Below are 12,799 nucleotides of genomic sequence, written 5' to 3'. Positions count from 1 at the left end.
CGGCCACTCCACTAGTCGACGCAAGGCGGTCCTTGCTGCGCGACAGCCCGCGGGCCGCCGTCCAGCGACACAACCTTGCCACCCCCGAAGCGCTCTGTCGTGCCGGGGGGCGCGGGGCTGCTGGCAGCGGTGGTGGCAGCTGTGGTGGGGGTGGGGGTCTTCTCGCCGAGCACCTGCGCCACGAACGCCTTCACCTGGGCGGGGTCGACGGTGATGATGCTCTGCCCCCGGTCGTTGCGGGCGCCCACCCCGGTGACCGGGATGGTGGCGAACTCGACGTTGCCGCCCGCCAGGCCCTGCGCCTGCTTCGCCAGCGTGGCCAGGTCCAGGCCGTCGTCCACCACCACCGACTTGCTCACCGCGTCCAGCAGCCCGGACAGCTTGGCCGGGTCGGTGAGCGTGCCCGCCGACAGCAGCCGCGACACCGCCGCCGACAGGAACACCTGCTGCCGGGTGATGCGGCCCAGGTCCCCGTTGGGGATGTTCTTGCGCTGCCGCACGAACGCCAGCGCGTCGCCGCCGGAGATGGTCTGCGGGCCCGCCGGGAAGTCCGCGCCCGAGTCCGGGTCGCTGGTGGCGTGGTTGAGGCAGACGTCCACCCCGCCGATGACCTGGGTGAGCAGGTAGAAGCCGTAGAGGTTGACCTCGGCGTAGTGGTCCACGCGCACGCCGGTCAGCTCCTGCACCACCCGCACCAGCACCCGCCTGCCCGCCTGGTCGCCGCGCTTCTCCCGCTCGGCCAGGTCGTGCACGCCCTCCTGCTGGAGGCGCTGCATGGTGAAGAACTTGGTCACCCCGTACGCGGAGTTGATCTTCTCCTCGCGGTGGTCCGGGATCGGCACGTAGGTGTCGCGCGGGATCGAGATGGCGTGCGCCTTGGAGCCGTCCCTGGGCACCCGCAGGATGATGATCGTGTCGGTGTTGACCGTGTCGGTCGCCTCGGTGCGCAGCTGGCGCAGCACGCGGTCGGGCAGCGGCCTGCCCTGCGCGTCGGTGCGGCTGTCGCTGCCCACCAGCAGGATGTCCACGGCGCCGTCGTTGGCGGGCGGGGCGTTGGGCACGTCCGACATGACGGTCAGCACGTCGGTGGTGTTGACGCTCTGCTCCACCCGCTGCAGGGTCGCCCAGGTGTAACCGGTCACCGCGAGCACTGCGGCGGACAGCAGCGCCAGCAGCGCCCGCCCGGTGATGACGGCGGCTTTCACTGTTCCTCCTCCACGCGGTCCGTCCGGTCGGGCAACCACCGCCGCCGGGCGGACCGGCCGCGCAGGAGGTGGTGGTTCAGTTCACGCAGGCCAACCCGTCGGCGGTGATCGGCGGGGCGGAACCCGTCGTCGGCGCCGTCGTCCGGGTGCCCGCCGCGGACGCCGGGTCGGACTCGTCGGACGCCCGGTAGTCGGCGCCGACGTGGACCTGAACCTGTCCTTCAGGCACGGAGTCGTCCTCCTCGACCCCGGCGTTACCGCCCAGCGCTTCGACCACGCGCAGGGCGACCGCCCGCTCGCCCGGCGCGTGCCGCACCAGCGAGCTGTCCCGGTAGGTCCCGGTCAGCGCCTGGCCTCGGGCGAAACCCTTTTGCACCAACGTGTTGAGCACATCGGAGGCGAGGTTGTTGATGCCCGCGGCGTTGTAGACCTGCACCGTGACGGCGGAGTTCGGCGGGCCGGACGGAGTCGTGCGGGGTGACGAAGATGACGCCGGGGGCTCGTCGGAGGCGAGCTCCTTGATGAACCGGCGCACGCCCGCCGGGTCCACCGGCAGCACGTTGCCGTCGCTCCAGGTGTCCACCGGGTCACCCACCGGGATGGTGCGGAACTGGATGTTGCCCGAGGCCAGGTCGCGCATCTGGTCGGCGAACTCGGTGATGTTCCAGCCCTGGTTGAGCACCACGGACTTCTTCACCGCCTCGACCAGCGCCCCCAGCTTGGTCGGGTCGGTCAGCGTGCCGGTGGAGAGCACCTTGCGGGCCAGCGCGCCGATGAACACCTGCTGGCGCACGATCCGGTCCAGGTCGCCGCCGGGCAGCCCGCCGCGCTGGCGCACGAACGACAGCGCCTTGGCGCCCTCGACGGTCTGCCTGCCCGCCGGGAAGTCCGCGCCCGAGGCGGAGTCCTTGGTGGGGGCGTTCAGGCACACCTCCACGCCGCCGATGGCCTTGGTGACCTCGTAGAAGCTGGCCAGGTTGACCTCGGCGTAGTTGTCCACGGTGATGGCACCGCCGGACAGGTCCTCGATGGTCTTGATCAGCGTCTTGCGGCCCGCCTGGGTCGACTCCTGCGCGATGCGGGCCTCGTCGGTCACGCCCTCGGCGCGCAACTGCTCGGCGGTGGTGTTCTTCTGCCGCGCCAGCGCGGAGTTCAGCTTGTGCTTGCCGAAGCCATCGGCGATCTCCACGTAGGCGTCGCGCGGGAAGGAGATGGCCACCGCGCGGGTGCCGTCCTGCGGGATGTGCACCAGGATCATCGTGTCGGTGTTCAGGCTGCCGTCCGCGACACCGCCGTTGAGCAGCGCCAACACCTCCCGCGACAGCGGGTTGCCCTGCGCGTCGGTGCGGCTGTCCACGCCCACCAGCAGGATGTCCACCGCGCCGTCGAGCGGCTTGCGGGCCCGGCCCTGCTCGGCCACCGTGGAGGAGATCACATCGGTGGTGGTGATGCCCTCGTCCAGGTCCCGCAGGTAGTTCCAGCCGTACCAGGTGACGAGGAGCACAGCGGCGGACACGAGCGCGAGGAGTGAACGCCCGGTGAGCAGGAGGAAGCGCAATGCGGCCGAACCACCGGCCTTCCTGGGCGGACTGACGTCCACTGGTGCTGCCTCCCCCGCGTCACGGTCGTATCGATCCAGAGTAATGGCGGACCGGCGCGCGGAACCGCGATTCCCCTATATACGGGAGACGCTGTAACAACCGGGTGGGTTGCACGGTAAACAACGGTGACACACTGCGATGGGGTGTCCACGGCTGAGAGGTGTTGCGATGCGGGTGCTGGTGACGGGTGGAGCCGGGTTCATCGGCTCGCACTACGTGCGGGAGTTGGTGGGCGGCGCGTACCCGGCCTACGCCGACGCCGAGGTGGTCGTGCTGGACAAGCTCACCTACGCGGGCAACGAGGCCAACCTGGCGCCGGTCGCCGACAGCCCCCGGCTGCGGTTCGTGCGGGGTGACATCTGCGACCGCGAGCTGGTCGCCGAGCTGATGACCGGCACCGACGTGGTGGTGCACTTCGCCGCCGAGTCGCACGTGGACCGGTCGATCTCCGGCTCGGCGGACTTCGTGCTGACCAACGTGCTGGGCACCCAGACGCTGCTGCAGGGCGCGCTGGAGGCGAACGTGGCCAAGTTCGTGCACGTCTCCACCGACGAGGTCTACGGCAGCATCCAGGAGGGCTCCTGGACCGAGGATCACGTGCTGGAGCCGAACTCGCCGTACTCGGCCTCCAAGGCGTCCTCGGACCTGCTCGCACGGGCGTTCCACCGCACGCACGGCCTGCCGGTGTGCATCACGCGGTGCTCGAACAACTACGGTCCGTACCAGTTCCCGGAGAAGGTCATCCCGCTGTTCGTGACCAACCTCCTGGACGGCAAGAAGGTCCCCCTCTACGGCGACGGGCTCTACGTGCGCGACTGGCTGCACGTCGACGACCACTGCCGGGGCATCCAGCTGGTGCTGGAGGGCGGGCGCGGCGGTGAGATCTACAACATCGGCGGCGGCACCGAGCTGACCAACCGCGAGCTGACCGAGCGGCTGCTGGCGGCCACCGGCCGCGACTGGTCCTCCGTCGAGCAGGTGACCGACCGCAAGGGCCACGACCGGCGCTACTCGGTCGACATCACCAAGATCAGCCAGGAGCTGGGCTACGCGCCGAGGGTGGACTTCGCCGAGGGCCTGGCGGCCACGGTCGCCTGGTACCGCGACAACCGCTCGTGGTGGGAGCCCCTCAAGCAGCGCGCGGCGCTGGCCGGCTGATGGCGCTCGCACTGCTGGTGCCCGGCGGCCGCGGCCAGCTCGGGCACGACCTGGTGGCGGTGGCCCCGTCCGAGGGCCTGGTGCACGCGCCGTCGTCGGCGGAGCTGGACATCACCGACGCGCAGGCGGTGTCCGACGCGGTGGCGTCGTTCGCCTGCGCGGCCCGCGACGACTCGCTGCGGCCGGTGGTCGTCAACGCCGCCGCGTACACCGCGGTGGACGCGGCGGAGTCCGATGAGGACCGCGCGTTCCTGGTCAACGCCAAGGGACCCGAGCTGCTGGCGGCGGCGTGCCGCGAGCACGACGTGCCGCTGCTGCACGTGTCCACGGACTACGTGTTCCCCGGCGACGGCACGCGGCCGTACGAGCCGGACGACGAGACCGGCCCGCGTTCGGCCTACGGGCGGACGAAGCTGGCGGGCGAGCAGCGCGTGCTGGCCTGCTGGGAGCGGTCCTGGGTCGTGCGCACCGCGTGGGTCTACGGCGCGGGCGGGCCGAACTTCGTCAAGACCATGGCCCGCTTGGCGAACGAGCGCGACCAGCTGTCCGTTGTGGACGACCAGATCGGGTCGCCGACGTGGGCGCTGGACCTGGCCGGCGGGCTGGTGGAGCTGGCCGCCCTGGTCGCGGCGCGGCGCGGCCCGGCGCGGCGGGTGCTGCACGCCACCGGCGGCGGCGAGACGACGTGGTGCGGCTTCGCCAAGGCCGTCTTCGCCGAGCTCGGCCTGGACCCGGAGCGGGTGAAGCCGTGCGGCACCGCCGACTTCCCGCGCCCCGCGCCGCGCCCGGCGTACTCGGTGCTGTCCGGCCGCGCCTGGCAGGAGGCGGGCCTGACCCCGCTGCGCCCCTGGCGCGAAGCCCTGTCCACCGCCTTCGCGACAGGAGCGGTGCCGTAACATGGCCGCTGCTCCGCAGACGGCGGCTCGGCCGCCCGGAAGTCGGCCCATCGACACGCGTTTCGCGGAAAATCGAAGGGCGTGATTTTCCGCGAAAGGCATGCCGACAGGCCGACGCGGCCTCGCGTGGTGCCCGCCTGGCCTGAACCACCCCCACGAGCCGCACGTAGACCCCGGTGACACCGGCGACGGACGAGCGGGGAGTGGTTGCGTGCGGCACAGCATCGACACGGACGTGTTTCGGCAGACCGCGCACAGCCCGTCGTTCTTCGAGCTCTCCCGGCGGATGGGCGACGGCGCGCGGGACCTGGTCGACTTCTGCATCCCGTGCAACCCGTACTTCCCGACCCCGGAGATGTTCGCCGAGCTGGCCGACAACCTGGAAGCGGTGCTGAAGTTCTACCCCAGCGATTCGAGCCGGATCGCGGGCCAGCTCTCGTCGGTGCTGGGGTTCAACCCGGCCACCATCGCGATGTCCAACGGCTCCACCGAGCTGATCACCTGGCTGGACCACCTGTGGGTGCGCGAGTCGATCGCGGTGCCCATCCCGACCTTCGGCCGCTGGACCGACCAGCCGATGGAGACCGGCAAGCGGGTCGACATGTTCCTGCTGCAGGAGAGCGAGGGCTTCGGCCTCGACGTCGACACCTACATCAAGTTCATCCGCTCGCGCGGGTCGCGCGTCGCGGTGCTGTGCAACCCGAACAACCCCGACGGCGGCTACCTGCCCCGCCGCGAGGTCATCCGGTTCATGGACGAGCTGTCGGACCTGGACCTGGTGGTGATCGACGAGTCGTTCATCGACTTCGTGGAGATCGAGCGCAGCCCGTCGGTGGCCGCGGAGGCGTCCATCCGGCCCAACGTGCTGGTGCTCAAGAGCCTGGGCAAGAACTTCGGCCTGCACGGCGTGCGGTTCGGCTACTGCGTGGCCAACCCGGCGCTGGCCAGGAAGATGGCCGCCGCGCTGCCCAAGTGGAACCTGAACTCGTTGGCCGAGGCGGTGGTGTTCATGTTCCAGGAGCACGCCGAGTCGTACGCGGCGAGCTTGGTGAAGCTGTCCATGGACCGCTACCGGATGAGCATGGAGCTGGGGCGGGTGCCGGACCTGGAGGTGTTCCCGTCGCAGGCCAACTTCCTGTTGGTGAAGCTGCCCAACGAGGTCAGCGGCGGTGAGATGCGCGACCACCTGCTCAACAAGCACCAGGTGTTCGTCCGCGAGTGCTCCAACAAGCTGGGGCTCAGCGGCCAGTTCCTGCGCTTGGTGGTGCGGCCGGAGGCCGACGTGGAGCGGCTGGTCAGCGGGATGCGGTCCTACTTCAAGTCCCCCTGGGAGGTGGAACGCCCCACCCTCGTCTCCTAGGCGTCGGCAAGTACTACCCGGTCCGCCCGTGAGGGCCGTTGACTACTACCCGGCGCACGCGGGCCGCCGCCGCGGCGGGCCGACACGGGTAGTAGTTAAGTGCTCGAAAACGCTGTACGGGTAGTACTTGCAGGCGTCAGGTGGTGTGCCAGGGGACGTGGGTGGGGCGCTGGGCGGTGGTCAGGAACTCCTTCAGGGCCTCGGCGAGCACCCGCGGCGGGGCGCCCGAGCCCGCCGGGTAGTCGACGTAGTCCGAGCGGTACTCGGGAGAGGCGGCCTCACCTTGCAACGTTGCGTAGTCATGATCGGGGTCGGCGTAGGTGAGGTAGCCGTAGCCCGCGTGCACCGCCACGGCCACGTCGTGGTCGGGGATCTTGGTCCGACCGGGCTCGCCGAGCAGGCCCTCGGTGTCGTCGAGCAGCGGACGGTCCTGGTGCTCGATCACCGCCGGACCAGCGCCGGGCTCGTTGAGCCTGGTCAGGAGGGTGTCGACGTCCTCGGGAGCCTGGACGGTCATCTCGTCGGCGGACTCGGCGCCACTGGCGTCGCGGATCGGCCACACGGCGGTGAAGCTCATGCCCGCATGATGGCAGCGACCACGCCGGGTGCCCGCGTCGGGCCCGCGTTGCTCCGTTGGAGTGGAAGGGTGCAAATGCACTGGTGACCATGCATCCAGCGGAGGATTCTGTGCTTCATGCCCGAGAAGTTGGGTACTCCCGAAGCGACCGCCCGCTCCGAGGAGCGGCAGCGGTTCCTGCGCTGCGCTGTCGCCGTGACCCGATCACGGCAGGTCTCGTGGTCCGTCCTCGCCACCCCCGCGAGTCGAACCTCCAAATACCGCGAGTCGAACCCCCAGAACGCCTGAATTCAACGCCCAGGCACCACGAACTGAGCGCTCGGACACCACGAGCCGAGCGCTCAGACCGCTGACCTACCGCAGGGCCGCCAGGAAGGCCGCCCAAGCACCCCTGGAGACGGTGACCACACCCGCCCCAGGCTTCTTGCTGTCCCGAACGCCCACCATGGCGGCCCCGTGAGCGACTTCGACGCAGTTGGAGTTGCCGCCGCTGTGGCTGGACTTGTTCCAGGCGACTTCGACGCAGTTGGAGTTAGCGCCGCTGTAGCTGGACGTGTGCCAGATTCCGAAGATCAGCTCGGACTTTGCCATTCGCTGCGCTCCTTGTTGGCGTGCTGGCGTAGCAGGGCCAGCGAGTCCTGCGGACTCAGCGCGGCGCTGCACAGGTGTTGGAAGGCCAGCCTATACCGCTCAACGTCCGCGTCTTCCTCCAAAAAGAGGGTGCCGGTGAGGTGGTCGATGGCTACCGCACCGAATCCGTCGTCAAAGCGGAAGCAGGAGAACGGCACGCCCATCGCCATGTGGCTGCCCGCGCGGGTCGGGACGACTTGGAATTGCACATTGGGCAGGCCGCTGAGTTCAGTCAGCCGGGAGATCTGGGCAAGGTGGACTTCCCTGCCGCCCATCGGACGGATGAGGGCTGCTTCAGTGACCACCGCCCACACCGAAAGGTCGCCGTCGAGCACCCGCTGCTGACGGGTGGTGCGCAGTTCGACTCGCTGCTCAATGGTGTCGTTGGTAGCTCCTGGAAGGCCCGCGCGGAAGATCGCTCGGGCGTAGTCCTGGGTTTGGAGCAGCCCTGGGATGAGATCGATCTCGAAGTTCGACACGCTGACGGAGTCGGTTTCCAACTCCACGAAGTCGATGTTCTCCGGGTTCGCCACGCCGTGGTAGCTCTGGTACCAGCCGCGCTTCTTGGCGTTGCGGGCCAGCGTGACCATGCTCTCCGTGGTGTGGTCGCTCGCGCCGTAGAGCCGGCAGAGCAGTTGGACCTCGTCGGGCTTGACGCCCAGCAGGTTGGTTTCGATCTTGCTGATCTTCGGGTGTTTGCAACCGATCTGGCTCGCCGCGTCATCGACGGTCTTCCCGGCTTGGAGCCGCATCCGGCGGAGGCGGCGGGCGAGGCGGCGCTGCTTGGCGGTGGGCGTCACGGTGTCCCCGATCGGGTGCTTTTAGGAACTCTGTTCCTTCTCAGCTTGCCCATTCGTAATGCCATGGCCAAGCTAGCGGAACATTTTCCACCCAATCGAGGAGGGTGTCATGGCTGCTCAGGCGATCCGGGTCGAGGTCGGCACGCCGGTAGAGGTGCGCGGTGACGAGGCGTCGGCGACCGTGTTCCTGTCAGTCGGCGAAGTCCGGCTCAGCTTCACCGAGGACGCCGCCCACGACCTGCTCGACGCCGTGCGTCGCGAGCTGAACGCCCTCGACCCCTTCGGCTACGACTGCGCCGACTGCCAGGACACGGGGGACCGCTGGGTCGGGATCGCGCGCGGCGCGGTGTCGCGCCGCGCGTGTCACTGCCCGGCCGCGCGCCGGTAGGCCGCCACCGTCTTCTCCGCCGTCCGCCGCCAGGTGAACTCCGAGGCGTGCGCCCGCCGGGCCGCCTGGGCGGCCGGGGAGGGCTCCGCTTCCACGGTGTCCACCAACGCCTGGGCCAGCGCCTCCACGTCACCCACCGGCACGTGCACCGCGTGCCCGCCCGCCACCTCGCGCAGCGCGGGCACGTCCGAGCAGACCACGGGGACGTTGCACGCCAAGGCTTCCAGCACCGGCAGCCCGAACCCCTCGTCGCGCGAGGGCAGTACCAGCGCGGTCGCCCCGGCCACCACGCTGCGCAGGTCGACGTCGTTGAGGTAGCCGGTCCGCCGCACCCGTTCGTCCACACCGGACGGTCCGGGTCCGGCCAGCACCAGCGGCGGCAGCTCGGGCCGGGACTCGTGCGCGGCCAGCAGGGTGTGCAGGCCCTTGCGCGGCCCGCCCGCGCCGACGAACAGCAGGTACTCCGAGGGCAGCGCCAGCCGCGACCGCAGCGGCACGGACGGCGGGCGCGCGGCGAACCACGCCGGGTCGACGCCCAGCGGGGTCACCGCGATCTTGTCCGGCGACACCTCGAACCGCTCGGCCACCACCGACGCCACGGCTCGCGTGGGCGTGCAGATCACGTCCGCGCGGTGGGCGGACTGGCGCACCAGCTCCGGCAGCCGCCGGTCGGAGGGCGGCAGCTCGTTGGGCGCGTCCAGGAAGGCCAGGTCGTGGATCGTGGTCACGCCGCCCGCGCGCAGGGTGGGCGGCAGCACGAAGTTGGTGGCGTGCATGACGTCGGTCGGCCCGGCCAGGAACTCCACCGGGGGGAAGGGGAAGCGCAGCCAGGACTGCCGCAGCAGCCGCGCCGACACCGGCAGGCCGCGCGCCACCACCTCGTGCGGCAGCACGGTCCGCAGCGCCCGCCAGCCGCGCAGGGTGAACGCGACCGCGCGCACGTCCACGTCGTCCTGCATCGAGGCCAGCTCCTCGGCCAGCGCCGCGGTGTAGCGGCCGATGCCGGTGCGGTCGCCGAGCAGGGGTGTGCCGTCGATGAGCACCCGGAGCGCTTTAGCCATGGCCGCGCAGCTTCTTGAGCACCCGGCCGGTCGCGCGCCGCGCCACCTCGCCCGGTCCGCCCGCGTCGAGGTACTCCCGTATCAGCTTGATGTCGCGCTGCACCTTCTCGCGCGTGCCCAGCACCGGGTTGGGCACCAGCGGGGCCGTGCCGGGCAGGCGGTCGGCGGCCGGGCGCGGGTTGCGGCAGAACTCGACCAGCGGGGCCAGCGCGACCTCCCAGGTGAAGCGCTCCCGCACCACGGCGATGCGCTCGGCGCAGGCGGCGGCGAACTCCTCGTCGTAGAGGACCTTCTCCAACGCGGCGGCCAGCGCGTCGGTGTCCTCGGCGGGCACCACCACGCCCAGTCCCTCGCGGGAGACCAGGTCGGCGAACGAGTCGCCGTCGGTGGTCACGATCGGCAGGCCGGACCACAGGTAGTCCAGCACCCTGGTGCGGAACGCGAACGTGGTCTCGACGTGCTCGAAGTGCGTGGTGACGCCGCAGTTCGCGTCCAGCAGCCAGTTCTGCCGGTCCTGGTAGGGCACCCAGGACTCGTTGAAGAACACGTGCGAGCCGACCAGGTCCAGCCGCTTGGCCAGCGCGCGGGTCTGGCCCGCGATGCCCATGTCCGGCACGTGCGGGTTGGGGTGCTTCATGCCCAGGAACACCAGCCGGACGTCGGACCGCTTGCCGCGCAGCCGGTCCACGGCCTGCACGAGGGTCAGCGGGTCGAACCAGCTGTAGACGCCGCCCGCCCACAGGACGACCTTGTCGTCGGCGTCCAGGCCCAGCGCGTCGCGCAGGCCGGGGCCGGTGCGCTGCGGCGGCTTGCCGGGCAGGCCGAAGGGTGCGACCGCGAGCAGGGAGCGCACGGTGGGGTCGTTGTCGTAGAGGGCAGGGGTCAGCCTGCCCAGCGCGGTGAGGTGGCCCAGCCAGAAGTGCCGCTGCCGCTCGGAGGCGCACAGGAAGAAGTCGCCGCGGGCGAGCTGGTTGTTCAGCACGGCGGTGACCGACACCAGGTGCTTCTCGCGCTGCTCGTCGGTGTCGTCCTTGCTCTGCTCCAGCAGCTCAAGGTGCATCGGGTCGTAGATGTCGCAGACCACGATCTTGGTGGACGCCTTGTCCTTGAGCGTGCCGGTCTCCTCCAGCCCGTGGCCCTGCAGCACCACCACGTCGGCCCAGTCGACGTGCGCGCCCAGGTCGCGCGAGCGCGCCTGGGCGATCGGGAACGGCGCCTCCGGCGGCGAGCACAGCGGGTTGGTGGTGACCAGCCGCACCTCGTGCTCGGCGGAGAGCACGTCGGCCATGTGCCACGCCCGGATCGCGGGCCCGGCCATCCGGTCGGAGATCGCGTCGCCGGTGAGCACCAGCACCCGGCGCGGCCTGCCGAAGGCGGCCTCCAGCCCGAACACCTCGACCAGCACGTCGTGCGCGGCCAGGTAGCGGGGCAGCGGGTAGGCGGGCTCCATCGCCTTGCGCATCAGCGGCAGCAGGTCGGCGTCGGTGCGCCTGCGCGCGGCCTGCTCGACCTTGCGCGACTCCGCCAGCGACGGCAGCATCTCCACGAACTGGTCCACGGCCAGGAACCCGGCCAGCGCCTGGCGCGGCACCGGCACCGGCGCGGCGTCCTGGGCCGGGTCGGCGGGGCGGCGGGTGATCTCCAGCTGCTTGGGGTCGATGTCCCCGCGCGCGGTGGCCCGGCGGGTCACCAGGGCGAGCGCGGCGGGCAGCACCTTGGCCAGCGTCTCGTCGGAGAAGTTCTTGTACAGCGAGGCCAGCGCGTTGCGCTCCAGCAGGAACAGCTCGCGACTGCTGTCCACAGTGGACATGGAGGCGTGGTGCTTGTGGAAGGTCAGCGACTTCGGCTCGTACCGCACGCGCCAGCCGCGCAGGTTCATCCGCCAGCCGAGGTCGACGTCCTCGTAGAACATGAAGAAGCGCTCGTCGAAGCCGCCCAGCTCGGCGAACAGCGAGGCCCGCACCACCAGCGCCGACCCGGTGCCGAACAGCACGTCGCGCGGCTGGTCGTGGCGGCCGTCGTCGACCTGGCCCGCGTGCCGCTTGTAGCCCATGCCGAACCAGGTCAGCCCGGCGTCGACGAAGTCGATCTCGCGGCCCTCCCAGTCCAGCACCTTGCTGGCCACCGCGCCCACGGTCGGCTCCTCGCGCAGCACCCGCACGGCTTCGCGCAGCCAGCCGCGATCCGGGCGGGCGTCGTTGTTGAGGAACGCCAGCACCGCCCCGCGCGCGTGCTTCACCCCCAGGTTGCAGCCGCCCGCGAAGCCCAGGTTCTCCGGGGCCTCGACCACCTCGGCGCGCGGCACCGCCGCCCGGACGCGCTCGGCGCTGCCGTCGCCGGAGGCGTTGTCCACGCAGATGACCTGGAGCAGTTCGGACGGGTAGTCCAGGTCGTCGAGCAGCGCGCGCAGGCAGGTCGTGGTGTCGTCCGCGCCGCGGTAGTTGACCACGACGACGGACACGGCAGGCAGGCTGACTGGCTCCACGGCCTAAGCCTGCCTCATCACGCTCCGCAGTGGGCGGCGAAGGTGCCAAACACCTCCGAGTTCGCAGCCGGTGATCGCCGGACCACCCGCCGCCGGGCTGCCCGAACGGTCAGTCACCATGCCCGAACGCACCGTGCGCGCTAGCGCCCCGCCCAGTTCCGCCACACCTCGGCGCGGGACACCTTCGCACGCCTGCCGATCCGGGCGCGCTGGAAGAGCACCGCGGGCAGCCGCAGCAGCACCTCGCCCAGCACCCGCAGGCGCAGGCCGACGCGGAAGTTCGCCGCGTCCGGGACGCCGCGCCGGACCGGCAGCAGCGCGGTGATCACCGCGAACCGGGCCAGCTCGCGCAGCGCCACCGCCGAGGGCGCGCAGCGCAGCAGCATCAGCAGCCGGTTGCGCTCGTTCCACCGGTGGAACAGCGGCGAACCGGGGTGCGTGCTCGCGCCGTGCCGGTGCCGCACCCGCGCCGGGCCGACGGAGATCACCGAGTGGCCCGCCAGGCGCAGCCGCCACGCGGTGTCGGTGTCCTCGTAGTAGCAGAAGAACTCGGCGGGCACGCCGCCCGCCTCGGCCAGCCGGTCGGTGCGCAGCAGCGCCGCGCCGCCGCAGAAGCCGAACACGTCGCGACCCGCCAG

At 71.0% G+C, this 12,799-nt stretch carries 12 protein-coding genes; 4 read left to right on the top strand and 8 right to left on the bottom strand.

Features of this window, described 5'->3' with window-relative positions:
* Positions 1-11: 11 nt before the first annotated feature.
* Together IEZ00_RS24345 and IEZ00_RS24340 are read right to left on the bottom strand one after the other, a co-directional pair.
* The gene (locus IEZ00_RS24345; RefSeq protein WP_189225640.1) at positions 12-1,205 is read right to left on the bottom strand and encodes an LCP family protein; all 1,194 of its coding nucleotides are present in this window, start codon (positions 1,203-1,205) and stop codon (positions 12-14) included.
* A gap of 76 nt (positions 1,206-1,281) precedes the next feature.
* The gene (locus IEZ00_RS24340; RefSeq protein ID WP_189225639.1) at positions 1,282-2,805 is read right to left on the bottom strand and encodes an LCP family protein; all 1,524 of its coding nucleotides are present in this window, start codon (positions 2,803-2,805) and stop codon (positions 1,282-1,284) included.
* Positions 2,806-2,974: 169 nt separating this feature from the next.
* Between IEZ00_RS24340 and rfbB the strand changes: the two genes are divergently transcribed.
* The 3 genes from rfbB to IEZ00_RS24325 all read left to right on the top strand — a co-directional run bounded on the left by rfbB (position 2,975) and on the right by IEZ00_RS24325 (position 6,220).
* Entirely contained in the window at positions 2,975-3,964 is a 990-nt protein-coding gene (rfbB, locus tag IEZ00_RS24335) for a dTDP-glucose 4,6-dehydratase (protein ID WP_189225638.1), read from the top strand.
* Entirely contained in the window at positions 3,964-4,860 is an 897-nt protein-coding gene (gene rfbD / locus IEZ00_RS24330) for a dTDP-4-dehydrorhamnose reductase (protein ID WP_189225637.1), read from the top strand. Before rfbB ends, rfbD begins: the two co-directional genes overlap by 1 nt.
* Before the next feature lie 211 nt (positions 4,861-5,071).
* Positions 5,072-6,220: a pyridoxal phosphate-dependent aminotransferase gene (locus IEZ00_RS24325; RefSeq protein ID WP_209622829.1), complete on the top strand. Its 1,149-nt coding sequence runs from the start codon at positions 5,072-5,074 to the stop codon at positions 6,218-6,220.
* 136 nt (positions 6,221-6,356) lie between these two features.
* Here IEZ00_RS24325 and IEZ00_RS24320 read toward each other — a convergent pair whose 3' ends face one another.
* From IEZ00_RS24320 to IEZ00_RS24310, 3 genes are all read right to left on the bottom strand, one after another.
* Positions 6,357-6,797: an Imm1 family immunity protein gene (locus IEZ00_RS24320; protein ID WP_189225635.1), complete on the bottom strand. Its 441-nt coding sequence runs from the start codon at positions 6,795-6,797 to the stop codon at positions 6,357-6,359.
* Positions 6,798-7,151: 354 nt separating this feature from the next.
* Positions 7,152-7,388 (bottom strand): DUF397 domain-containing protein, encoded by a 237-nt coding sequence (locus IEZ00_RS24315; RefSeq protein ID WP_189225634.1) that lies wholly within the window; start codon positions 7,386-7,388, stop codon positions 7,152-7,154.
* Entirely contained in the window at positions 7,370-8,227 is an 858-nt protein-coding gene (locus tag IEZ00_RS24310; RefSeq protein WP_189225633.1) for a helix-turn-helix domain-containing protein, read from the bottom strand. The genes IEZ00_RS24315 and IEZ00_RS24310 overlap by 19 nt, the downstream gene beginning before the upstream one ends.
* Before the next feature lie 109 nt (positions 8,228-8,336).
* Between IEZ00_RS24310 and IEZ00_RS24305 the strand changes: the two genes are divergently transcribed.
* Complete coding sequence (locus IEZ00_RS24305; protein ID WP_189225632.1) at positions 8,337-8,615, top strand: hypothetical protein; 279 nt, start codon at positions 8,337-8,339, stop codon at positions 8,613-8,615.
* Here IEZ00_RS24305 and IEZ00_RS24300 read toward each other — a convergent pair.
* The 3 genes from IEZ00_RS24300 to IEZ00_RS37050 all read right to left on the bottom strand — a co-directional run.
* Positions 8,591-9,676 (bottom strand): glycosyltransferase family 4 protein, encoded by a 1,086-nt coding sequence (locus tag IEZ00_RS24300; RefSeq protein ID WP_189225631.1) that lies wholly within the window; start codon positions 9,674-9,676, stop codon positions 8,591-8,593. The genes IEZ00_RS24305 and IEZ00_RS24300 overlap by 25 nt on opposite strands.
* On the bottom strand, positions 9,669-12,137 hold the full coding sequence (locus IEZ00_RS24295) for a glycosyltransferase (protein ID WP_189225630.1): 2,469 nt from the start codon (positions 12,135-12,137) through the stop codon (positions 9,669-9,671). The genes IEZ00_RS24300 and IEZ00_RS24295 overlap by 8 nt, the downstream gene beginning before the upstream one ends.
* A 164-nt stretch (positions 12,138-12,301) precedes the next feature.
* Positions 12,302-12,799, bottom strand: a 498-nt coding sequence (locus tag IEZ00_RS37050; RefSeq protein WP_373293191.1) for a glycosyltransferase family 2 protein, incomplete at its 5' end; no start/stop codon positions are given.

Origin of the sequence: Saccharothrix coeruleofusca, from assembly GCF_014648515.1 — a bacterium.
Classification (GTDB): domain Bacteria; phylum Actinomycetota; class Actinomycetes; order Mycobacteriales; family Pseudonocardiaceae; genus Actinosynnema; species Actinosynnema coeruleofuscum.
This window is presented reverse-complemented; position numbering and strand designations above follow the sequence as displayed.

Coding starts and splice junctions, on each gene's coding strand:
- IEZ00_RS24320 (WP_189225635.1), bottom strand. CDS start 6,797: ATGAGCTTCACCGCCGTGTGGCCGATCCGCGACGCCAGTGGCGCCGAG.
- rfbD (WP_189225637.1), top strand. CDS start 3,964: ATGGCGCTCGCACTGCTGGTGCCCGGCGGCCGCGGCCAGCTCGGGCAC.
- IEZ00_RS24305 (WP_189225632.1), top strand. CDS start 8,337: ATGGCTGCTCAGGCGATCCGGGTCGAGGTCGGCACGCCGGTAGAGGTG.
- IEZ00_RS24300 (WP_189225631.1), bottom strand. CDS start 9,676: ATGGCTAAAGCGCTCCGGGTGCTCATCGACGGCACACCCCTGCTCGGC.
- rfbB (WP_189225638.1), top strand. CDS start 2,975: ATGCGGGTGCTGGTGACGGGTGGAGCCGGGTTCATCGGCTCGCACTAC.
- IEZ00_RS24315 (WP_189225634.1), bottom strand. CDS start 7,388: ATGGCAAAGTCCGAGCTGATCTTCGGAATCTGGCACACGTCCAGCTAC.